Genomic DNA, 23,249 nt, shown 5'->3' with positions numbered 1-23,249 from the left:
ATGTGTCTATTTCATATAGGAAGTGAAAACACATACATAAAATGGATGTTGGTCTTTGGACATAAACGTAATGCTTGGCTAGAACAATGTAGAGGGGGGAGTAGGGATGTTATGGGTCATTGCGATACTAGTCATTTACATAATCCAGTTGATTACGATTGTGTTTCTGGAGCATAAGCATCCTTCAAAGACCGTAGCATGGCTATTGATTTCCTTTTGCTTCCCGCTCATTGGTTTTGTGCTGTACTATTTTGTGGCTCAGGATTATACAGCGAGAAGGCGAGTAAGGCATAATCGTTATGAGGGCGATTTGTTAGGACGTATAAAGAGTATTACTAGAATTACGAACCTCAATAGTATGAATAATGTGTACATGAGAAAGCAGCCGCGCTTGTTTGGACTTGTATCTGCCTTGTCGGACAGCCCTATGACTGGGTGTAATCGAACGGTTATTTTAACGAATGGACAGGAAACTTATAACGCCTTAATAGAAGGATTGAAGTCAGCGACACATCATATCCATATGGAGTTCTATATTATTCGAGATGATGTGATCGGACGCATGATTCAGGAATTGCTTATTCAAAAAGCAAGTGAAGGTGTGCAGGTTCGTGTTATCGCTGATGGGATTGGCAGCTTGGAATTGAATCAAGCCTATGTGACGAAGTTGCGTAAGGCGGGGGTCGAATTTCATTTCTTTCTTCCACTTGCTGTTTCCCTATTTCGACGGCGACTAAATTATCGCAATCATCGAAAAATTGTTGTCGTCGATGGGCGAATCGGCTATGTTGGCGGTCTTAATATCGGAGATGAATATGCTGGTTACCATGAGAAACTTGGTTTTTGGCGCGATACCCATATGCAGATCGAGGGAGATGCTGTTTATGCGCTGCAAGCTGTATTTTTACATGATTGGTCGTTTGCTTCGGGACAGAAAGTTTGGCAGGAGGAGTTATTCCCACCGCATCAGTGTACAGGAGATGAACAAGTTAAAATGGTATCAAGTGGCCCTGATGCAGACCTTGCAGCAACACAAGAATTGTTCTTCGGAGCCCTTATAAGTGCACAAGAAAGAATATGGATGATGACTCCTTATTTCGTGCCCGATCTGAGTATTAGGCTAGCGCTTAAGACGGCGGGGATGAGTGGAGTCGACGTTCGTATTATTATTCCTCATCAATCCGATTCGAACATCGTTGATTGGGCGGCTCGTTCGTATTTAGAAGAGATGATGAAGGCAGGGGTCAAATTTTATGAATATCAACAAGGATTTTGTCATGCCAAAACGCTCATCATCGATAAGACATTAGCTTGTATAGGTACGGCAAATATGGATATGCGTAGTTTCTATTGTAACTTCGAACTTAACGCTATTCTATTTGATAGCAAGGCCATTTATCGTGTGGAGACCGATTTCCTTGAAGACTTCGAAGTGAGTAGAGAAATCGAATATCGACATTTTATGGAGCGATCACACAAACAGCGTGTGATGGAAGCTATTTCTCGAATGCTATCACCGTTGCTTTAGAGCGAGTAAGATAGGCTCCATGTGTTGTGGGGGCACTTGTGTTAATAGATTTCCGACTTGATTTAAGCGTTCTGCTGCGTTTAACAATGTGAATTGCTGCGGGCTTGGATTACGCGCTACTTCCTCCCATGTTAGAGGCGTGGAAACCGAGGCGTAGGGAGTGGCGCGTGGCGTATAAGCGGCAGCAATCGTACGGCCTGCATCATGCTGCGCATAATCGATATAAATACGGGTTCCACGATGTTTTTTTAATCGTTCGATTGTGAACAGATTAGGATGACGATCGCATAAATAGCGGGCAACAAATAGCCCTAGACCTTTCAGTTCATCGAAGGTAGGGCCTTTGGAAATAGGCACAATTATTTGAATACCTGTAGCGCCTGATGTTTTTGGGATGCTGTTGATGCCAAGCGAGGATAGCAGCTCGCCAACTAGCATTGCGGCTTCCATAATGCGCGGTTCAACCGTCACAGAAGGATCCAGATCGATAATCCACTGTTCTGGCAATGGATTATCGACGGTGTGTAAAGATGGATGAAACTCGATGCAAGCTAAGTTAGCCAGCCATAGCAGGGTGGCCGTATTATTCAGCAGCACATATCGAATGTCGCCATGCATGGCTCTTTCTACAAAGGCAGGGGCAGAATCAGGACAGTTTTTTTGATAAAAGGACTCTCCCGGTACCCCGCTTGGATAACGTATCGTTGTTAAGTAGCGATTAGCACAAGCAGGCAGCAAATAGGGAGCAAGCTGCAGCAGTTTCATCAAGTAATCTGCCTTCGTAATCTGAAGCGCGGGCCATAACAGTTTGTTTGGGTTAGATAATTTGACGTCATGACCTTCGACTTGCAGCATGATGAAGGGGGCTGTCATCCTCAATACACTCCTTATAATTACTGAGCTTTAGCTTTTTACAAGAATGTGAAAATTGAAATGGTTAAAGAGTAAACGTTGAACAAAACAAGTAGATAGCCCAATTCAGTTGGTGCTGAATGACTAGTGAGCGTATTTTCAGTTCATTTATCGCCCATCGAATGGTTACTGTTCATGCTTATTCAGACAAGTAAGGAAGTGCAAGTAATTTTGGATGTCGAAGCAGTCCTGATTCATTCATTTCTAATGCGGCTACGAGGCAGGGCAGAGGTGCATGAAACCATCGGATCGTTAGACGACGCAGTTGTTGTGGCAGCGATTTACTTGGACAAGGTGCTGGTTCGGCCATATATGCTTTGGTGGCATTGGCATGATCAGGATGCTGTGCCCACGTTTCTAGAAGCTCTCGATGCTGCTGCTGAAGACCGATGGCTACACGACCTAAATAGCTTCCTTCCTGAGAGAAAAGAATGAGGCTCGCTATGCGTCCTTCGTTTATGATTACGCCGTAGGCTAATGCTGTTAGCTCTAATTCCTTTTTGCATTTATAGGATGCCTGATGCTTCTTACCGCTGCTGTAGGGAGCATTTTTTCGTTTGCTCACAACCCCTTCCCATTGGTTCTCAACTACCCACGACCAAAGTGCTTGACCGTCTTCATAAACGTCCGTTACCTGAATAGAGACTTGTTTGGAAAGTGAATGGTTCTGTCCCTGTGAAGCAAATAAATTCAATAGTTGTTGATGCCGCGCTTCATAAGGCCATGTTCGCAAATCTTGACCATCTAAGGCGATAAGATCAAATAAAACGTATGATAATGGCCAACGCTGATGGGCGGCTATTTCGTTCTGTTTTGCAGTAGACGATCGCTGGCGCTGCAAAATAAGGCTAAAGGAAGGTCTGTGCAATCGTGGATCGATGACGACTGCTTCTCCATCCAATACGGCAGAACGACCTTGCAACGCAGGTAGCTGAGCAAGAGCTTGTTCGATTATCGTAAATGAGGAAGTTCGATCTAGCATTCGCTTCGTGTACAATTTTATGCTTGGTTGCTTACTAGTAAGATTGCAGTCAGCAATTAGGCGGATGCCATCCCATTTCAGCTGATGCAGCCACTGGGAGCCTTGCGGGACGGCATCAGCTAAAATGGGCGCCATCGGCACAAAGCTGTGCGGGTCGATGGCGCTTACACGCATTTTCGCTGGCTTTAGTGAAGCGGGAATATTGGTTAGGGCAGCAGCGTCAGTATCTGCTGCGATAAATGGAGCAGATGCCGCAGCCTGCTTCGCTTGCCCCGTAGCGGTGCGTGAGCGGGGCGCCCTAGGCATGCGCCTCGCTCTTGCGTCGCCGTGTGCGCCGCACAGGTTTAGCGGTTGCGCTCTCGGCAGCAGGAGCTGGGCTTACTGCTGTTTCGGGCGCAGCTTCTGCTGCTTGCATGCGCCGACGGCGCGTGCTGCGCGGCTTCGCGGCGCTGGCATCAACTGGGCCAGCGCTTGCAGCGTTCGCGCTGCGCACTGCCTTCGCTGAAGCGCCGCTATCAACGGCGGCAGCTCCAACTGTAAGCGCCTCAGGCGCAGCTTTCGCTGTGCGCCGGCGTCGACGTGCAGCACCATCAGCCGCAGCAGGTGCTGGGGCTGTCAAGCTCGCAGCCGCGCTAGCAGGCAACGCTGCACTCGCGGCGATATGCTCGCCGATCAAGCCAGCGGTGCCAGTTGCTCCCGCTGGGCTGGCTGCATCAACTGCCGCGGGCGCATTTGCTGTGCGCCTGCGACCACATCCGCTAGCCGCTGGTGCAGGGCTTGCCGTGACGGCACTTGCTGATTCTGCGCCTATGCTACTTGGCGCACCTCCTTGCGATGCACCGCCAACGCCTAACGGCGGTGTCGCCGCCTTTGCGCCGCGCATAGCGGGTGAACTTGCCCCCGCGGGCTTGTCCACTGGGGCAGCGCTGTTGCTCACTGGAGCTGCGCCTGTGCCAGACGCAGCCTTGCGCCGACGGGGTTTAGCCGCAGTGCTTGTGCTAGCATTAGCTGCGCCCCTTGGTTGCGCCCCCGCCGCCGTAATTCCTGCGTCTGTCGCTATCATGGCAGGTGCCATTCCCGGCATCGTAGCTTGGATGCTGGCCTGCAACGCAGCCATCAGGTCGACAATAGGTGTCTCCTGATGGAGCTGAGGAGCAGCTTTCACTTCTTTTCCAGCTATTTTTTGCTCAATGCGTGAGAGCAGTCGCTCACGATACTCATCCTTATATTGATGTGGTTCAAAAGAAGTGGATAATTGGCCGATTAGCAATTTTGCCATCTCCAACTCCTTGTCGTTAACTTGTACCTGTGCGGGTACATTTGGCACCGCGCTGGCTGCGCGTATTTCATCTGGAAAATGCATCGTCTCCATTACGAGGCAATTATCGATAACTCTTATGGCTGCTAAGCTGCTTTTGGCCCTCAGTGTTACACGGGCGATGCCGATTTTATTTGTAAGCCTAAGCGCTTCGCGAAGTAATTGATAAGCATTTGTTCCAGCTTGATCAGGTGATAAATAATAAGTCTTCTGATAATAAATGGGATCGATGTCCTGCAAGTCGACGAAGTCTTGAATCGCAATGGAACGGCTTGCTTCTTCTTGAAGTGCATCCAATTCTTCTTTATTAAACAGCACGAAATGACCTGACTCGTACTCGTATCCTTTAACAATGTCGCCCCAAGGCACCTCTGTATCGCATACTGGGCATTCACGTATATAGGATAGAGGGCTGCCGCATTTGTTATGAATCATGCGCAGCGAAATGTCCTTATCTTCTGTGGCCGTATGCATCTTAACTGGCACATGGACAAGGCCGAAGCTAATAGCCCCTTTCCACACCGTATGCATGTTGTTCCCTCCTTCTTATGCGATAGGCTCTAGAATGGGTATGAAAAGCGTGACTACACGTTAATGCTGTTAGTATGAGATTCGTGGAGGAAGTCAACACGGGTAAGTGTTGGATACAAGTACATGCCATGTAAGACCACGTTAAGATGCATGAACTTAAATGATTGGGAGACGTTATTAATGCTGGCAATAGAAGTGAACATAAGTGTAGTGTAGTTTGGTGTAGTCCCGTTTAACAGTAGACGTTAAAGCGACAAGGAAGCCTAAAAAGGTAACAACGATGCGTTTTCAGCAATACGAAGGAGGAAGCAGCCAATGAATGTTAATCGAGCAAAGGAAATTTACGATTCTTCAAGCAATTTCGTTGTACAGCTAGATGGGGAGCACTCTGTGTGGATTGAAAGTGTGGATGTTGCCAACGGGATGGCTACGGTTCAAGTTGGTACCAATCCTGCTGATACACAAACGGTATCCGTTGAACGATTGAAAGAAGAAAGTCATCAATAGTTTCTCTTGCCTTACTAGCACGCACTTGCGTGTATACGTGTATATACGTAAATATGTATGCGTATGTAGTCATGCAGTAAATTGACGCTAGTTAATTGTACAGATAAATATCACAGATGAAGGACAAAGTCGAAGCTGTACCTGATATACATTAGGGAGCCTAGGCAAAGTGAAATCCTTCATCTGTTTATTTGCGTTTATGAAATAAAGTCTACCTCAGGAAATTTCCTCCTTCATATTGCTACGTCTTCTGTAAATTCCTTGCGGCAACACTTTAAGCACCGATATAATATAGAAATACTATTGAACAGCCAGCTAATGAACAATTGGGAAAGGTACAGCTGACCGCTGTTCAGTAAACGTTTGGAGTGAACGCAATGCAATCAGTGGAAATGACCTATATATCAAATAGTGAAGCAGATACGGTAAAATTGGCAGAGCATTTGGCTAAAAAATGCCGACCAGGTGCTGTTATTGCGCTTGACGGGGATTTGGGAGCAGGCAAAACACGCTTTTCGCAGGCGTTTGCCAAGGCCTTGGGCGTGAATGAGGTCGTGAACAGCCCAACATTTACGATTATTAAAGAATACGAAGGCAGCGAGATGCCTTTTTATCATATGGACGTTTATCGTGTTGGCATGGCCGAGGCGGATGAACTTGGCTTGGATGAATATTTCTATGGCGATGGAGTAACGATTGTGGAATGGTCAAGCATTATTACACCATTGCTGCCACCTCAATATTTGCACCTATTCATTCAATATGAAGGCGAGCAGAGCCGCACTATGCGTCTGACGGCATACGGTGAGCCATTTGCGACACAGCTGAACGAGATAAAGTGGAGAGGAATTTAATCTAATGCATACAAAAAAAATGTTGGCCTTCGATACGTCGACAGCTACGATGGCAGCTGCGCTGTTGGAAGGGACGAGCATTATAAATACAATCCAGTCTTCAGAGGAACGTAATCATTCGATTAGACTCAATCCAACGATGCAGGCTATGTTGACGGAACAAGGTTGGACAGGTAGCCAAGTCGATGGAATTGCGGTTGGTATTGGACCAGGCTCTTATACAGGTGTGCGTATCTCAGTGACCGCAGCTAAAACGCTGGCATGGGCTTGGCGTAAACCGGTTGTTGGCGTATCTAGCTTACATGCACTTGCATTGAGCGGATTGGCTGCTGCTGCGCAAGGAGAGGAAATAAGCACGCTTGTAGCGGAAAATATAAATACAAATGACTCAGATTTCTCTATTGCTTGCAGTGCACCTGTGCGCATTTATCCGATTATGGACGCACGTCGTGGTCAAGTATATACAGCTGCATTTGATATCAATGGACAACCTTTGATAAAGCATGTAATAACGGGCAGCTTATCGATACAGGAAGCGTGTACTCGTCAATCAGCAGATGGCATTCGTATGTTAGTGGATATTGTGGATGAAGCAACACAAGCATTGGAGAACAATCCAGAGCTGCATATTATTTTCGCTGGAGATGTCGATCAGCACCGTGCCAAGTTGGAGGAGTTGCAGACTGCATTTGGTCACCGTGTTCATCTAGAATCATCACCTATGGATGCTGCATGGGTAGGGATACTCGGTCTTGCGCGACTACTCGCAGAGGATACAGATGAAGTTCATCGCTTGGAGCCGAACTATACTCAATTGACGGAAGCAGAAACAAAGCTGAAGCAGCAACAGCAACAACAAGGTCAATAAAACGGGATAACCGATTTGAAATACTAATGTGATCAACTATCTAAGTAGGATTAGAATCGAATAAATGCTAGATAAGGAGCGTGAACTCAGTGGAACAAGCAAGCCTTCATGCTGAGCCTGCACGAGTAAGGCCGATGACGGTCGCAGATATTGAGGCTGTACAGATTGTGGAGCAAGCTTCGTTCACGCTGCCATGGACGAATGATGCCTTTTACAATGAGCTGACAAACAATATATTTGCTCATTATTGGGTCATTGAAGAAAATAGTACAATCATTGCTTATGCAGGCATGTGGACAGTAATCGATGAAGCACATGTTACAAACATTGCGGTGCATCCTGACAGCAGAGGGCGTAGGTTTGGTGAGAAGCTTATGCAGACGCTCATCACAGAAGCAGCCGCACATGGTATGAATAAGATGACACTTGAAGTACGTGTAACAAACGAAGTAGCTCAGCGATTGTATCGCAAATATGATTTTGAACCTGCTGGTGTTCGTAAAGGCTATTATTCTGATAATAACGAAGATGCGCTTATTATGTGGACGAATATCGATCAATTACGTGCAAGCAGTTACTAGCTTAAAGAGCTTAAAGGTGGGAAAGCAAACGGTGAATGAGAAGGATACAGGTAGTACCGTGAACGGCAACAATGATATAAGCATGTCAACGCCGTCGGACAAGCCTATTTATATATTAGCAATTGAGACAAGTTGTGATGAGACTTCTGTAGCCATCGTGCGCGATGGGCATGCAGTATTGTCGAATATGATTTCGAGTCAAATCGATGTGCATCGTCGTTTTGGTGGTGTGGTGCCAGAGATTGCTTCGCGTAAGCATGTGGAAACTATCACTGTGATGATCGAGCAGGCTATTGAGGAAGCTGCGATTTCGCTGGAAGATGTGTCCGCTATCGCTGTTACGCAAGGTCCTGGCTTAGTTGGTGCTTTACTTGTTGGGATCGTAGCAGCCAAGTCGCTTGCCATGGCACTTAACATTCCGCTTATCGGGACTCATCATATCGCAGGTCATATTTATGCGAACCAACTTACTGCAAAGATAGAATATCCTTGTATGGCTCTTGTGGTATCAGGTGGTCATACAGAGCTTGTCCATATTGAGAGTGAAGGTCAATTCAAGCTGATCGGACGTACGCGTGATGATGCAGTAGGAGAAGCCTATGACAAAGTCGCTCGTGCGGCTAATCTCCCATACCCAGGTGGCCCGCATATCGACAAGCTTGCTTTTGAAGCAGACGAAGTGGTGCAGATGCCTCGCTCTTGGTTGGAAGCAGACAGCTATGATTTCAGCTTTAGTGGCTTGAAGTCAGCCGTGCTTAACGTTGTGAACCAGTCGAAAATGAAAGGCAATGAGCCTAACTATTCGGCTATCGCTCGCGGCTTCCAAGAGTCTGTCATCGACGTACTTGTTGGCAAGGCAATGCGTGCTGTTAAGGAATATGATGCTAAGCAGCTTCTACTGTGCGGTGGCGTAGCTGCGAACAAAGGCCTGCGCGCTGAACTGACAGCTCGCTGCGAAGCGGAAGGTGTGCCATTGCTCGTACCGCCAATGGAATATTGTACAGATAATGCGGCTATGATTGGTGCTGCTGGATATTTGAAATGGAAACAGCAACAATTCACGTCACTCGACTTTAATGCGCATCCAACATTTTCGTTGGAAGGCTGGTAATGGTTTAAGTAGTTTAAATCATTTAAATAGAGTGAGCAGTTTCAAGCATAGGCAACAATTATAACCTGTGGCTAGAAGGGAATGGACTCCATTCGCTTTCCTTCTAGCCACAGGTTTTTTATATGTGCATGGTTGGTTAAATAATAAAATAGACCACGTGGTCTAGTTGTAATATAATGTAAAACAAATCATTGACCATATGGTCAATGCAATGATGAAGGTGGTGTGCTTAACGATGCCAGCAGCTCAAGTAGATAAAAAACAAGCTATATTGGAGGCAGCACTAGAAGAGTTTCGCCAAAAAGGATATGAAGCAGCATCTACAAATCAAATAACGAAGGCTGCTAAGGTTTCAAAAGGAATCTTGTTTCATTATTTTTCGGACAAAAAAACGTTGTATCTAACATTAGTTGAGGAGTGTATAGAACGTTATTATGGTGCAATGACATCGAATCTGTCAGAGCTTCCTGCTGATCTTTTTGCAGCGCTGGAGCAGCTTGCAAATACAAAAATTGAAGTATTTAAAAGCGATCCTGTACGATATGGATTCATTTCTAACGTGTTTATAAATATTCCAGAACCATTAAAAGCTGAACTGGAAGTAAAGCAACAGCAAATGCAATATCATTTCATTCCTCTCCTCGCAAATAGGCTTGATCCTAATCAGTTTCGCAACGGGATTGATGCTGCACAAGCAATTGAATTTGTACTGCTATCTTTGGAGGCATTAATTACGAAGCGTTTGTCCATGATGAAAGACAAAGAATGGAACGTAGATGAAATAGCAGAAGCTATAGATACAAGTCCTTACATAGAGATGTTAAAATACGGAATCTATAGGAAGGATGAGCATGTATGAGAATCATCATGCTAACGATTGGGACACGTGGTGATGTCCAGCCATTCGTGGCCTTGGGGGTTGGTCTTCAGAAGCGTGGATATGAAGTGGTAATCGCTACTTCTTCACATTTTGAAAGTTTTGTTCTGAAGCAAGGGATCGGATTCAGTCCGATACGTGCTGATTATATGAAATTAACGGAATCGGAAGAAGGCAAGCGAATGCTTGGTAACAATCCCTTGGAAATATTGAAGCAAATGAAAAAGCTTATCTATCCGATGATCACACAAATGCTAGAAGATATATGGGCAGCTTCACAGCATGCGGATGTACTTATTTATCATCCAAAAGTTATAGGTGGGTACGATATTGCTCAGAAACGGGGTATTCCTGCTTTTATAGCTCATCCAACTCCTATCATTGCACCTACTGGAGATTTTACGAATCCGATACTGCCAATATCCATATCAAATCGTTGGTTAAATGAAAAAAGTTATGTGCTGAATCGGCTCTTTCTATTATCTTTTATGGGCATTATGAACAAGTGGAGACGAGAGACGCTGAACTTGCCCGCCCGCAGTATTTTTACGAATGATCTGAGCATAGAAGGAAGAGCTGTTCCAATTCTTTATGGTTGCAGCCCGGCAACGGTCCCGTACAACCCAAAATGGGGTGAGCAAGTATGTATGGAGGGGTATTGGTTGCTGCAGGGCGAGGACGATTGGAAGCCATCGCGGGCACTAGTATCATTTTTAGAGAATGGTTCTGCTCCTATTGTTATAAGCTTTAGCAGCATGCCTCTAAAACAGCCGGATAACGTATTGTCAATGCTTAAGCAAGCTTTAAAGCAAACGGGACAGCGTGCAATCATTTTGACAGGTTCAAGCGGTATGCAAAACCACGCTAATGACATGGACGAGAACATCCTATACGTTCAAGAGGCTCCTCATTCGTGGTTGTTTCCATTATCCGCAGGAGTTATTCATCATGGCGGAGCTGGAACAACGGCCGCTGCCGTGAAGGCCGGCAAGCCAATGACGATTTGTCCATTTTCAGGCGATCAGCCTTTTTGGGCTAGACGTATGCATGAGTTAGGTGTATCTACGCCGACGCTGCTTGAGAAGCAAATGACGGCTGAGCGATTTGCGGAGGCGATATATTCGCTAGTCAACAGCCTTGAACTGAACAATAAAGCAGCATCTTTATCCGAAAAAGTAAATCAAGAAAGGGGAGTAGAACGCACGATTGATTTTGTAGACAGACACTTGAAAAAATCGAAATGAAACAGCTGCGGCATTTTGTTTATAGAGCGTTATTTTAAAAAAGGTTATTGACGAGCGGTATTTTGGGAACTATAATAAGCACAAACCTTTTCCGAATAATTGGAAAAATAATAATTCAAACGCTATGACAAGGAACAGTAGAAGTGTGAAGCCTTCAGAGAGCCGCAGTAAGGTGCGATGCGGTAGGTGGATGACTTTGAACTCGCCTTTGAGCGGAGCGAGCGAAGAATTGGGCGATTAGGATCATGCTGAATAAGTAAGCTGGATAGGGATAGATGCATGCTTGATTGCAAGCTTGCAGGCACCTAATACAGCAGCAGTATGATGCACCTGAGTCTTGTTAGTAGTTCGTTACGGAAGCCTCCGTCATCAGGTACGCGCACGGTCGATGTCCGGACATGGGACGTGTGCGGTGGAGCGGGTGAAGTTCGTCTTTTCGCGAAAGGCGGTTCACCAATGAGAGTGGTACCACGGCAGCAGCAGCCTGTCGTCTCTTTAGGAGACGGCGGGCTTTTTTGTATGCACTAGGCACCAGGGTGGAGCTAGAATCTGAGGTAAATGTAAATCAAAACATACACTAAAACTAAACACGCAAACACATAAACACACAAACACACAAACACACAAACACATAAACACATAAACACATAAACACATAAACACATAAACCATAGTACAAAATCTAAATCTAAATCTAAAATAGAGATTCTTGGCTGAATCGGCTAGGGAATGTACTTATCACGTGGACAATGTGTGGAAATGTCCATACAAAGGTGGACACCAGGCAATACATGGTTGATAGCTGCTCCAAATAAAATGACTGCTGTATATGGTGTTTTCCATCAAAGTAGGCACTATATATGGTACATCACAAATTTGAGCAGACTACTTCTTTAACGAAAATAGTGTCCATTATTTGAAAGACATTTATTATCAAAAATCCATCATAAGTGGACAGTTCTAAAAAGTAGACAAATAAATAGCAACAACCGAATAATACGTACTTACAATTTCAGTATGACAAGATAACTTATAACACAGCTTATATGCAGCAACTTAGAAGACACGTAATCCACATCAATCCATATCAAATTTAACAAGATACAATTACAATCACATACCTTGAATACATGCAATGAACAGGAGTAGTAGAACGATATCGCCTTTTCAGAGAGCTGCGGGACGGTGCAACGCAGTAGGGAGACGTTCGAACTCGCTTGGGAGCAAGAGTGGCTGATTTTCATCCGCTGTCGCGCAATGCGACAAGTTGAAGTAGGTCGTTCCGGAACCTCGCCGTTATGAGGATAAGGGGGAATACGAGGCTGATACAGCCAACACGTGTTCCAACAAGAGTGGTACCGCGGCAGGTCTGTCGTCTCTTAGGAGATGGCAGGCCTGTTTTTTGTACTTGCGGCATTCGTTTCACTAACGATAAATTCTGTATTCCAATCAAAATCCATATACACGAAAGCGAGGAGCATGAACATGTCGAACACTAATTTTACGGGTAAAGGTCAAGTAATGAACGAGGTAAAGAGACACATTTCGATTTTTGATACGACGTTGAGAGACGGGGAACAAGCGCCAGGCGCAGCACTACAATTCGAGCAGAAGCTGCTGCTCGCAGATAAGTTGGTGCGCTTGGGTGTAGATGTGTTGGAGCCTGGGTTCCCTGTTTCCAGCCCAGGGGAATTTGAGGCGGTGCAGCGTATATCCCGCCTTTATCCGCAGGTCGAAGTTTGCGGATTCGCGCGTGCCGTGCGCGGAGATATCGACGCGGCAGTAAAAGCAACTGCGGATGCAGCAAAGCGCCGCATTCACTTGTTCATCTCCGCGTCTGACATTCATCTCACGCATCAGCTGCGCATGACGCGTGCCGAAGTCAAGCAGCGCACGCGCGAAATGGTCGCTTATGCGCGCCAATTCGTCGACTGCGTCGAGTTCAGCGCGATGGATGCTACGCGTGCTGAACAGAGCTACTTGGCGGAGCTAGTAGAAGCCGCCATCGAGGAAGGCGCCGGCATTATCAACTTGCCCGACACGGTCGGGTATGCCATGCCGCATGAATTCGGCGAAATGTTCCGTTTCGTTCGCCGGGAAGCACGTGGCGCTGAGAACGTATGCTTCAGCGCGCACTGCCATAATGACCTTGGCCTTGCCGTGGCGAACAGCCTTGCTGCGATTGAAGCTGGCGCGAACCAAATCGAAGTAACCGTCAACGGTGTCGGCGAGCGTACGGGCAACTGTGCATTGGAAGAGCTGGTCATGGCACTTGATACGCGTAAAGATTATTGGCAGCTTGAAACGAATGTCCGGATGGAGCATTTGTACGAAGTTTCTCGCAGCGTAAGTCGCATGATGCATATGCCAATTGCATTTAACAAGCCAGTCGTCGGTCGTAATGCGTTCCAGCATGAGTCTGGTATCCATCAGGACGGACTGTTAAAGAACCGCAACACGTATGAAATTATGGACCCTGTCCGTCTTGGCATTCCGCATGAGCTGATCGTACTGGGCAAGCATTCAGGACGACATGCGATCAAGCACAAAGTAAGCCAGTATGGTATTGAACTAAATGCGGATCAACTTAATGATGTGTATGATCGTTTCAAGCAATTTGCTGACAACCAAAAAGTAGTGACCGATCAACAATTGTTGACCTGCGTAGGTGAAGCGCTTGATCAAGAGTGGGGTCGTTACAAGCTCGTTGATGTGCAGGTAGTAGCAGGCACCTCCCGCGCAAGAGTGGCAAGCGTCACGATCTTCAATATTCATGAACAAAAGGAGTACACATATGCAGGGATCGGAGCAGGCCCTGTAGAGGCGTTGATTCGAGCGATGCAGCAGGCGCATGGCAATGAGATTGGCTTTGAGGATTTGGAGCTGCATTCCCTTACATCTGGTGAAGAGGCAGTGGGTGAAGCCGCAGTTACAGTACAGGTGAATGGTCATTCCTATCGTGGAACTGCTGCACATTGCGACATCATGCTTGCGATAGCAGAGGCTTATATGGCCGCATGCAATCAAGCTTGGAGCAGTGCTGGGTTGTTAGATAGTGAAGCAACGGATTCGCAAAAGTCTACGGTACAAGGATAGTTGGAGCTGGATGAAGTATATCTGCAGAAAGGGTGTACAACATGTTGTGCGAGGCTCATGTGCAAAAATGAACCGTCCAGTGGGCGCGAACATGCGAGAATAGAGTTAAAGCGACAAAGTGTGACATTTTTCATGTGGATAATAGTTATCCACATATTAGATATTTAATGGGGAAAAGTACCATGGAGCTAACTTCCATAAGGAGTTGGATACGAAGAAAATAGGGGATCATTTTTTCACAAAGTATTTTCAAGATTGTGGATAGTGTGCATAAAACGGTGGATAAGATTGGATATCTTATTGTAAATGCTGGTATTAAGCGAGTTTGGAAGCTCTCGATTATGAATGGAATGTAAATACATCCATTTTATGTTGTGAATAAGATTTTCTATCCACAATTTTCCTCTTCAGATGGTGGAAAATGAAAAATAGAGAGCCCACTGTATTTTCGTAGCGTACGATTACAGTCGGCTCTCTATTTATTTACGACATTTTCCGAGGGTCATGTCAATTGCACAAGGACATACGATATAGATGTCAGATTACATACAAGCTTCCCAGTCTGCATATTGCTGTTCCAACTGAGATTTCTTTTGCTGCAATTGTTCTTGAATCTCTTGCACTCGAACATAGTCGTTATAAACTTCAGGATCAGCCAATTCCGTTTCCAACTGTTCGATTTCCGACTCCAGCTCTGCAATTTTTGCTTCCAGCTGTTCCGCTTTGCGCTGGCGAGCGCGCTCTTCGCGCTGCTTCTGCTTGTCCAACTCGTATTGGGCTGCACCAGAACGTCCTGCTGTATCTCCAGCAGCATCACTACTAGCAGATGAGTTAGAGGCAGGAGAAGTTGACGTGTGGACAGTAGCAGGAGGCGTCTTTCCACGCTGCTCCAGCTCCGAAGCATCTTCTTCCAGCTCCTGCTTCTTCGTTATATAATCATCGTAGTTACCGAAGTATGAAGTGGCACCCTGTGGTGTCAATTCGACAACGCGTTCTGCCATTTTATTTAAGAAATAACGGTCGTGTGAAATGAACAGTAATGTGCCTTCGTAGTCCATTAAGGCAGCTTCTAGCACTTCCTTACTGAATAAATCAAGATGGTTCGTCGGCTCATCTAGAATGAGCATGTTGGCTTGCAGCAGCATTAGCTTGGCTAAAGCTACACGAGCCTTCTCGCCGCCACTTAGCGAGCCAACCAGCTTGAGCACATCATCTCCGCTAAATAAGAAGCTACCAAGCACTGTACGAATTCGCACTTCATCTAGGTGTGGAAATGAACTCCACACTTCCTCTAGAGCAGTATTGTTTGGGTTCAGTGCTTCTTGTTCTTGATCATAGTAGCCAATGGATACATGAGTCCCCCATTGGAACTGTCCTTTATCCAACTTATGTTTGCCGATAAGGCTCTTAAGCAATGTTGATTTACCAATCCCGTTAGGTCCGATCAAGGCTACCGTTTCACCACGATCGAGATTGAGATCGACATCTTTGAATAACGGCTTGTTAGGTTCATAAGAAACCGATGCATCTTTCAAGCGCAGTACGTCACGTCCACTCGTTCGTGTAATCTCAAAGGAGAACGAAGCTCGCTTCAGATCGCCTAATGGCTTGTCGATACGATCCATACGCTCCAATGCTTTTCGGCGGCTTTGAGCACGTTTCGTTGTTGAAGCGCGAACAATATTGCGCTGTACGAATGCTTCCATTTTCGCAATATCTTCTTGCTGCTTCTCGTATTGTTTCAACTCTTGCTCGTATTCAGCAGCTTTCAATTCCATATATCTACTGTAATTACCCGTGTAGCGCTTCGCATGATTGCGCTCAATCTGCACGATACCCGTCACCATAGCATCTAAGAAGTAGCGGTCGTGAGATACGACGAGTACAGCACTCGGATAGGAGCGAAGGTATTGCTCCAACCATGTTAGCGTATCGATGTCCAAGTGGTTCGTAGGCTCATCCAGCAACAGGATATCTGGCTGCTGCAGCAGCATGCGCGCCAAGGCAAGTCGTGTCTTTTGCCCGCCGCTTAATGTATGAATGAGCGTGTTCGGGTCCATGGAACCGAAGCCCATGCCGTGAAGAATGCCGCGAACGCGAGCTTCCATAGCATAGCCATTCTGTTCTCGGAACCAATCGGATCGTTCTGAATAGCGGTGCATCGTTTCTTCATAACGAGCAGCATCTTGAGCTAGCTCTGGATCGGCAATTTGCTTCTCCAATTCGCGCAGTTCAGCCTCAGCTTCGATTAGATGCTGGAATACGCTGATCATTTCATCCCAGATGGACAAATTGGATTGCAATCCGCTATTTTGAGCCAAGTAACCGATTGTCGTTTCCTTGGCTTTGTACACATGCCCTGAATCGGGAGACAGCTCATCGGCAATAATTTTAAGCAGGGTAGACTTGCCTGCGCCGTTGACTCCAACTAAACCCATTCTTTCACGGGCTTGAATATGAAAAGATATATCGGTTAACACAGGCGTAATGCCGTAGTATTTCGTAACTTTGTTTACTTGAAGCAGCATACTAATTCTCCTCCGTATCACTAGCTGATTATAGTGTACATGAATTATTGGAAAACGACCACAAACGTTCGTACATTGCTAGCCGTAGCGACGGAAGGGTGATACACTTAAAGAAGAAAATTAGTAACGTGCTTATAGAAGTGTTCATAAATAAACATATAAACATAAACCAATGACTTCATGTGCTGCGAAAGATAGCTATGTTTAACTTGGCAGGAGGTATGAGCTATTGGTAGAGCTTAATGAAGATGAGCGTCAACTTGCTTCTTCTACTTCTTCGAAACATGCGCTTCGTGTTCAGCTAAAGTCGCGTCGATCAGCAGTGACGGTTCAAGAACGTAAGCAAGCAAGTGCTGAAGCCTGTATGCATGCTGAACGCTGGCTCAGGCAGTTACGGCAGGATGCCAATAGACCGCTGCGGGTGCTTGCCTATATGCCATTTGGACAAGAGCTGGATATCGTGCCTTTGCTTGCAGTGCTTGCTCAAGAGGGAAATGAGGTCTACGTCCCTATTACACATCAAGCAAACCGCGAGATGAGCTGGCATGCTTGGCACCCTGAAGGCAAGATGCAGACGGGATTGTATGGCATCCAAGAGCCGGAACATACGGTTCCTGCACTAAGAGCTGAACAACTCGTTGATGTCGATGCTGTGCTCGTGCCAGGGTTAGGATTCGACCTAGCTGGGGGCAGAATTGGCATGGGGGCGGGCTATTATGACCGCTTCTTAGCGAAGCTGCAGCACAAACGGGAGGAACTACCTTATATCGCTGCGCTTATTTATGAGTGGCAGCAGGTAGCCAACGTACCGATGGAGAACCATGATGTGCCTGTACATCTCATAATTTGCCCAGATGGTGTACAATGGACTTATGCAGGCATAGCTTGTGGGAAGGATCGGTGAAAGATGGACGTGTTGACGCATTTTAACGAGCAAGGCCATGCGAAGATGGTTGATATTACGAGCAAAGATGTTACGAAGCGCATAGCTACAGCTCGCACGACCGTTCGTATGAACCCAGTGACGCTCCAGCGTATTAAGCAAGGTCAGATAGAAAAAGGGGACGTGCTGGCGGTTGCGCAAGTAGCTGGTATTATGGCTGGCAAACAGACAGCGCAATGGATTCCAATGTGCCATCCTCTTATGCTTACAGGTATGAATATTACGTTCTCAGACAACGATGAAGATACATTGACTATAGAAGCGGAAGTGAAGACGACAGGTAAGACTGGCGTCGAAATGGAAGCGCTGACGGCGGTTTCCGCAGCTGCGCTTACGGTATATGATATGTGCAAAGCTCTCCAAAAAGATATCGTCATAGGACCGACTTACCTCGTTGAGAAGTCAGGTGGAAAGAATGGCGACTATCGGGTTGAGGACGAGCAGTAAGGTTAACGGTCGGGAGGAGGATTGGTTATGAATTGGAAAGTAGCGCTATTGACCGCAAGCGATAAAGGATCACGCGGTGAACGGGAAGATACGAGCGCACAGGTGATTCGTGAATTGGTAGAAGAGGAGTTGGGCGGTGTTATCGTGGACTATCGCATCGTGCCAGATGAGATGAATGATATTTCAGCCTCCTTAATTGAAATGGCGGATTATTATAAAGCAGATTTGATTCTGACCACAGGCGGTACAGGTCTTGCTCCCCGAGATGTGACACCTGAAGCGACACTTAAGGTAATAGATCGGATCGTGCCCGGCATAGCAGAAGCAATGCGATTTACGTCTATGCAGAAGACGCGCAGAGCTATGCTGTCTCGCGGTGTGTGCGGCATTCGCAATCGCACGCTCATCCTCAATCTGCCAGGAAGCCCAAAAGGCGTCCACGATAACTTAATGGCCGTTATTGATCAACTGCCTCATGCCCTAGAAGTAGCGAGCGGACGTTACCATGATCATGACTAAATCACCCCTGCCAATTTCATTTACGTGCAAGTGATGGCTATAAAATGATTTCTTTTGCTCATCTACAATAAAAGTTGGTATTTTATAGGCGAATGTTGTGGTATGATGATTACAGCATTTGTATGTAGACATGGGTGAAAGGAGTCGATCCAGGTATGCCATCCGGTATAGGTATTCCAGGACTTATTCTCATTTTGATCTTGGCTTTACTGCTGTTCGGACCTAACAAGCTGCCTGAACTTGGCCGTGCATTCGGTCGGACACTTCGTGAATTCAAGGCTGGCGCACGTGATGTTATGCGAGACGATGAGGATAACAAGGGTACGGAGCGCAAGGAAGTTTCATCCGAATCCACAGTGCTGTCTTCATCTGCTAACGTTTCGAATGGACAAGCCGCATCACTGTCCAGCGAACCGCCAAGTCAGCCCAGCACATCACGTCGCCTGCCAGAATAATTGGACTTGGACATCATGGCGTGAAGCAGCGTTGTGCGGAATACGGCAAGAACAGGTTGGTGTGTAAGCATGTCGCAAGATACTGAACAACAGTTATCTGTTATCGAGCATATTACGGAGCTACGCAGACGAATTATGTATATTGTGGCTGTGCTAATCGCCGGACTAATCGGCGGTTTCTTTTTGGCGGAACCGCTATTCCAATACGTGATTAGCCGACCTCCGGCTGATACCTACACGTTCAAGAGTTTTTCACCTTGGGACGGTGTAGGTATTTATATGAAGTTTGCATTTCTCGTCGCCTTATCGTTAACGCTTCCTTTCATCATGTACCAGCTCTGGGCATTCGTTAGTCCGGGCTTAAGGAAGCATGAGCAAAGGGCAACGTTGAAGTACATACCTTTCGTATTTGTATTATTTATTGCAGGGATGTGCTTCGCTTACTATATTGTTGCACCGATGGCGTTTCAGTTCACAGCGAATGTGAATCAACAGCTAGGGTTGCAAGAGCTGTATGGGATTACACATTACTTAACGTTCTTGTTTAATCTTGTACTGCCGATGGCTTTACTGTTTGAGCTGCCCTTGGTAATTATGTTTTTGACGGCTATACGGATCTTGAATCCGCTGCGGCTGCGCAAAATGCGGCGGTTTGCTTACTTCGGATTGGTGCTTATCGGGGTGTCCATATCACCTCCAGATTTTATATCAGATTTTTTGATAACGATTCCACTTATATTGCTGTATGAATTCAGTGTGCTGTTATCTTCCTTTATCTATCGCAATCAGCTTGCTAGAGATAAGGCGTGGGAAGAAGAGTTTGAGGCAGGACATCCGCATTCTGCAACATAGACACGATCTCTCAGCTCAAGCCATAACAAGCGACATTGCTTACAAGTGGCTTGGGTTGTTTTTTTTCGTACGTTTTCGGGTATGATGGTGAAGGTGTTTGTAAGTAGTGTCGGAACGTGACGGATAGGCTCGCAAGGCATTTTTATTATAAAAAATGCTGGCTTACTACTTGCAAACTAGACATAAAATCAGTATCATAGAGATTGTTATTAGCACTAACCGATTACGAGTGCTAATAATGACAAAGTGGTTTACTGGAGCGCGCTGCTTAATGTAGCTGTTGCTCTAACTATATAACCTTTTCAGTTAGAAGGAGGCTATTTTTCATGATCAAACCTTTAGGTGAACGCGTATTGATCGAAGCAATCGCGAAAGAAGAAACGACTGCATTTGGTATCGTATTGCCAGATACAGCTAAGGAAAAGCCGCAAGAAGGCCGTGTAGTAGCAGTAGGTAGCGGTGCAATCAAAGACGGTCAACGTATTCCGCTTGAAGTACAAGAAGGCGATCGTGTCATCTTCTCTAAATATGCTGGCACAGAGATCAAATTCGAAGGCAAAGAGTATTTGATTATGAAAGAAAGCGACATTCACGCTATTCTTGGGTAACTGCTCGCACATACTTACTTGTAAATGAGACCGTCGGGAGCGGCGGGATAAATATAGCACGACCAATTTGAACGATTCAGGGAGGGTTTCCTAATGGCTAAAGAAATCAAGTTCTCAGAAGACGCACGCCGTGCGATGCTTCGTGGTGTAGATACACTTGCTAACGCTGTTAAAGTTACACTTGGACCTAAAGGCCGCAACGTGGTATTGGAGAAGAAATTCGGATCTCCGCTTATCACGAATGACGGTGTAACAATCGCTAAAGAAATCGAGCTTGAAGATGCATTCGAGAACATGGGTGCTCAACTCGTTAAAGAAGTAGCTACTAAGACTAACGATGTTGCTGGTGACGGTACAACTACAGCGACAGTTCTTGCTCAAGCGATGATTCGCGAAGGCTTGAAGAACGTTACTGCTGGCGCGAACCCTATGGTTCTTCGCAAAGGTATCGAGAAAGCAGTTAAAGCTGCAGTAGAAGAGTTGAAGTCTATTGCGAAGCCTATCCAAGGCAAGCAAAGCATCGCTCAAGTAGCTGCAATTTCCGCTGCTGACGACGAAGTTGGCCAATTGATCGCTGAAGCGATGGAGAAAGTCGGCAAAGACGGCGTTATTACAGTAGAAGAGTCCAAAGGCTTCTCTACGGAGCTAGAAGTAGTTGAAGGTATGCAGTTCGACCGCGGCTACATCTCTCCTTACATGATTACAGACACAGACAAGATGGAAGCGGTTCTTGACAATGCATACATCTTGATTACAGATAAGAAGATCTCCAACATTCAAGAGATTCTTCCTGTTCTTGAGAAAGTGGTTCAACAAGGTAAGCAGCTTGTTATCATCGCTGAAGATCTTGAAGGCGAAGCACTTGCTACGCTTGTTGTGAACAAACTTCGTGGAACATTCACTTGCGTAGCTGTTAAAGCTCCAGGCTTCGGCGATCGTCGTAAAGCAATGTTGCAAGACATCGCTGCATTGACTGGTGGTCAAGTGATTACAGAAGAGCTTGGTCTTGAGTTGAAATCTACAACTGTGGAGCAACTTGGTTCCGCGCGTCAAATCCGCGTGACTAAAGAGAACACAATTATCGTAGACGGTAACGGTGAGAAATCCGATATCGACGCTCGCGTTAAGCAAATCCGTACGCAATTGGAAGAAACAACTTCCGAGTTCGACAAAGAGAAATTGCAAGAGCGCTTGGCTAAATTGGCTGGCGGCGTAGCAGTTATCAAAGTCGGCGCAGCTACTGAAACAGAATTGAAAGAGCGCAAGCTCCGCATCGAAGATGCTCTTAACGCAACTCGCGCAGCAGTTGAAGAGGGTATCGTAGCTGGTGGTGGTACTGCACTCTTGAACGTATACAATGCAGTTAATGCAGTTCAAGTTGGTGGCGACGAGCAAACAGGTGTTAACCTTGTATTGCGTGCTCTTGAAGCACCAGTTCGCACAATTGCTGAAAATGCTGGTCAAGAAGGCTCCGTTATCGTTGAGCGCTTGAAGAACGAGAAAGTTGGCATTGGTTACAATGCAGCTACAGGCGAGTGGGTTAACATGCTTGACACAGGTATCGTAGACCCTGCAAAAGTAACTCGTTCTGCATTGCAGCACGCTGCTTCCGTTGCAGCTATGTTCTTGACGACTGAAGCGGTAATCGCTGACAAGCCAGAAGAGAACAAACCAGGCATGCCTGATATGGGCGGCATGGGTGGAATGGGCGGCATGATGTAATAGGGACTTCTAGTCCTTGTATCATGTACCTAGCAGAGTGAATTTTCGTTTAAATTGAACGAGAGTTTATGCAGCAGTCACTGTTACATTTTATAAATGATGAAAGACCACTTCTTAATAATCTTATTAAGGGGTGGTCTTTTTTTAAATGTTCGCATTTCAAGATATCTTGATGATCGTATGATTTGAAAGAAAGACCAAGGTGAATATCAGAAGCTATAAAGTTATCAAATTATGCTAATATGAATGGTTAGTATTGCACAGAAGTTCTAGGTAAACATTCGTTTGTTGTAATAGAGACAGTATAACTTAGTGATTTTTTGAATACTGTATATGAAAATATTTGCGAAATTCGTTAATAAGACGTTATGTGAAAGGACTGAAAAATCTATATTGAAAGGAATTAGAAAGATGGGATTGGGAACTTCTCAAGTAGATAAATACCTTGAATTACTGAATTATTCCAAATTGAAGAGGAAAAACCTTAAGGAATCTAATGAGTATTTGCAGGTGGTTGAGAGAAACATAAATAAATTTAGTACTAAAGAATTGACGGTAATGAGAACAGAACTTACAGCTTTAGTAGAAACTTATAAACTAAGTTCAATAGTAACTTCAATGATTTCGACATTAGTTGCAATAGTGGATAGGCTACACTTAGTTGGACAGAAAAAATAAGGGCTAGTAGAATAAACACATCATAACTAGGAGCGGATCTACTATGCCAAGACAAAGACGTACATTTACTGCTGAATTTAAGAGACAA

At 45.7% G+C, this 23,249-nt stretch carries 20 protein-coding genes, 1 pseudogene and 2 other annotated features; of the genes and pseudogenes, 17 read left to right on the top strand and 4 right to left on the bottom strand.

Features of this window, described 5'->3' with window-relative positions; translation table 11 throughout:
• Positions 1-106 precede the first annotated feature (106 nt).
• Positions 107-1,528 carry a cardiolipin synthase gene (gene cls, locus IFO66_RS08315; protein ID WP_192024709.1) on the top strand — a complete coding sequence of 474 codons (1,422 nt, stop codon included), beginning with the start codon at positions 107-109 and terminating at the stop codon, positions 1,526-1,528.
• On the opposite strand, the gene ligD is transcribed toward cls, so the two are convergent.
• The 3 genes and pseudogenes from ligD to ku form a co-directional block, all read right to left on the bottom strand.
• Positions 1,514-2,401, bottom strand: a complete 888-nt coding sequence (ligD, locus tag IFO66_RS08310; RefSeq protein WP_192024708.1) for a non-homologous end-joining DNA ligase — start codon at positions 2,399-2,401, stop codon at positions 1,514-1,516. The genes cls and ligD overlap by 15 nt on opposite strands.
• A gap of 178 nt (positions 2,402-2,579) precedes the next feature.
• Positions 2,580-3,728 carry an ATP-dependent DNA ligase gene (locus tag IFO66_RS08305; RefSeq protein ID WP_192024707.1) on the bottom strand — a complete coding sequence of 383 codons (1,149 nt, stop codon included), beginning with the start codon at positions 3,726-3,728 and terminating at the stop codon, positions 2,580-2,582.
• A 598-nt stretch (positions 3,729-4,326) separates the two neighbouring features.
• Positions 4,327-5,271: pseudogene (gene ku / locus IFO66_RS23775) on the bottom strand (non-homologous end joining protein Ku); the annotation flags it as partial.
• Between the two features lie 315 nt (positions 5,272-5,586).
• Here ku and IFO66_RS08295 point away from each other — a divergent pair.
• The 8 genes from IFO66_RS08295 to IFO66_RS08260 all read left to right on the top strand — a co-directional run bounded on the left by IFO66_RS08295 (position 5,587) and on the right by IFO66_RS08260 (position 14,409).
• Positions 5,587-5,778, top strand: a complete 192-nt coding sequence (locus IFO66_RS08295) for an H-type small acid-soluble spore protein (RefSeq protein WP_192024705.1) — start codon at positions 5,587-5,589, stop codon at positions 5,776-5,778.
• 377 nt (positions 5,779-6,155) lie between these two features.
• Complete coding sequence (gene tsaE, locus IFO66_RS08290; protein WP_192024704.1) at positions 6,156-6,632, top strand: tRNA (adenosine(37)-N6)-threonylcarbamoyltransferase complex ATPase subunit type 1 TsaE; 477 nt, start codon at positions 6,156-6,158, stop codon at positions 6,630-6,632.
• 4 nt (positions 6,633-6,636) lie between these two features.
• Positions 6,637-7,500, top strand: a complete 864-nt coding sequence (tsaB, locus tag IFO66_RS08285) for a tRNA (adenosine(37)-N6)-threonylcarbamoyltransferase complex dimerization subunit type 1 TsaB (RefSeq protein ID WP_192024703.1) — start codon at positions 6,637-6,639, stop codon at positions 7,498-7,500.
• A gap of 89 nt (positions 7,501-7,589) precedes the next feature.
• The gene (gene rimI, locus IFO66_RS08280) at positions 7,590-8,081 is read left to right on the top strand and encodes a ribosomal protein S18-alanine N-acetyltransferase (RefSeq protein WP_420488658.1); all 492 of its coding nucleotides are present in this window, start codon (positions 7,590-7,592) and stop codon (positions 8,079-8,081) included.
• An 82-nt stretch (positions 8,082-8,163) separates the two neighbouring features.
• Positions 8,164-9,192 (top strand): tRNA (adenosine(37)-N6)-threonylcarbamoyltransferase complex transferase subunit TsaD, encoded by a 1,029-nt coding sequence (gene tsaD, locus IFO66_RS08275; protein WP_192024908.1) that lies wholly within the window; start codon positions 8,164-8,166, stop codon positions 9,190-9,192.
• A gap of 235 nt (positions 9,193-9,427) precedes the next feature.
• Positions 9,428-10,051 carry a TetR/AcrR family transcriptional regulator gene (locus IFO66_RS08270; RefSeq protein ID WP_192024702.1) on the top strand — a complete coding sequence of 208 codons (624 nt, stop codon included), beginning with the start codon at positions 9,428-9,430 and terminating at the stop codon, positions 10,049-10,051.
• The gene (locus IFO66_RS08265) at positions 10,048-11,313 is read left to right on the top strand and encodes a glycosyltransferase (protein ID WP_192024701.1); all 1,266 of its coding nucleotides are present in this window, start codon (positions 10,048-10,050) and stop codon (positions 11,311-11,313) included. Before IFO66_RS08270 ends, IFO66_RS08265 begins: the two co-directional genes overlap by 4 nt.
• A 115-nt stretch (positions 11,314-11,428) precedes the next feature.
• Positions 11,429-11,811: a binding site (T-box leader), on the top strand.
• Positions 11,812-12,439: 628 nt separating this feature from the next.
• Positions 12,440-12,696: a binding site (T-box leader), on the top strand.
• Positions 12,697-12,798: 102 nt separating this feature from the next.
• Positions 12,799-14,409, top strand: a complete 1,611-nt coding sequence (locus tag IFO66_RS08260) for a 2-isopropylmalate synthase (RefSeq protein ID WP_225445607.1) — start codon at positions 12,799-12,801, stop codon at positions 14,407-14,409.
• A gap of 542 nt (positions 14,410-14,951) precedes the next feature.
• Here the strand turns inward: IFO66_RS08260 and IFO66_RS08255 are convergent.
• Positions 14,952-16,937, bottom strand: coding sequence for an ABC-F family ATP-binding cassette domain-containing protein (locus IFO66_RS08255; protein ID WP_192024700.1), 1,986 nt, complete (start codon positions 16,935-16,937; stop codon positions 14,952-14,954).
• A 229-nt stretch (positions 16,938-17,166) separates the two neighbouring features.
• On the opposite strand from IFO66_RS08255, the gene IFO66_RS08250 reads away from it, so the two are divergent.
• From IFO66_RS08250 to IFO66_RS08215, 8 genes are all read left to right on the top strand, one after another.
• Positions 17,167-17,841, top strand: a complete 675-nt coding sequence (locus IFO66_RS08250; protein ID WP_192024699.1) for a 5-formyltetrahydrofolate cyclo-ligase — start codon at positions 17,167-17,169, stop codon at positions 17,839-17,841.
• A 3-nt stretch (positions 17,842-17,844) separates the two neighbouring features.
• On the top strand, positions 17,845-18,327 hold the full coding sequence (gene moaC / locus IFO66_RS08245) for a cyclic pyranopterin monophosphate synthase MoaC (protein WP_192024698.1): 483 nt from the start codon (positions 17,845-17,847) through the stop codon (positions 18,325-18,327).
• Between the two features lie 27 nt (positions 18,328-18,354).
• The gene (locus IFO66_RS08240; RefSeq protein WP_192024697.1) at positions 18,355-18,846 is read left to right on the top strand and encodes a MogA/MoaB family molybdenum cofactor biosynthesis protein; all 492 of its coding nucleotides are present in this window, start codon (positions 18,355-18,357) and stop codon (positions 18,844-18,846) included.
• Positions 18,847-19,001: 155 nt separating this feature from the next.
• Positions 19,002-19,301, top strand: a complete 300-nt coding sequence (locus IFO66_RS08235) for a twin-arginine translocase TatA/TatE family subunit (RefSeq protein ID WP_036604299.1) — start codon at positions 19,002-19,004, stop codon at positions 19,299-19,301.
• Between the two features lie 69 nt (positions 19,302-19,370).
• Positions 19,371-20,153, top strand: coding sequence for a twin-arginine translocase subunit TatC (tatC, locus tag IFO66_RS08230; protein WP_192024696.1), 783 nt, complete (start codon positions 19,371-19,373; stop codon positions 20,151-20,153).
• Positions 20,154-20,479: 326 nt separating this feature from the next.
• Positions 20,480-20,761, top strand: coding sequence for a co-chaperone GroES (gene groES / locus IFO66_RS08225; RefSeq protein ID WP_028593286.1), 282 nt, complete (start codon positions 20,480-20,482; stop codon positions 20,759-20,761).
• 93 nt (positions 20,762-20,854) lie between these two features.
• Positions 20,855-22,483: a chaperonin GroEL gene (groL, locus tag IFO66_RS08220; protein ID WP_028593285.1), complete on the top strand. Its 1,629-nt coding sequence runs from the start codon at positions 20,855-20,857 to the stop codon at positions 22,481-22,483.
• 411 nt (positions 22,484-22,894) lie between these two features.
• Positions 22,895-23,161: a hypothetical protein gene (locus IFO66_RS08215; protein WP_192024695.1), complete on the top strand. Its 267-nt coding sequence runs from the start codon at positions 22,895-22,897 to the stop codon at positions 23,159-23,161.
• Positions 23,162-23,249: the final 88 nt, after the last annotated feature.

The organism is Paenibacillus arenosi (genome assembly GCF_014841135.1).
In the GTDB taxonomy this organism is placed as follows: Bacteria; Bacillota; Bacilli; order Paenibacillales; family Paenibacillaceae; genus Paenibacillus_B; species Paenibacillus_B arenosi.
Note: the sequence above shows the minus strand (reverse complement) of the source record. Positions and strands in the feature narration are given on the sequence as shown.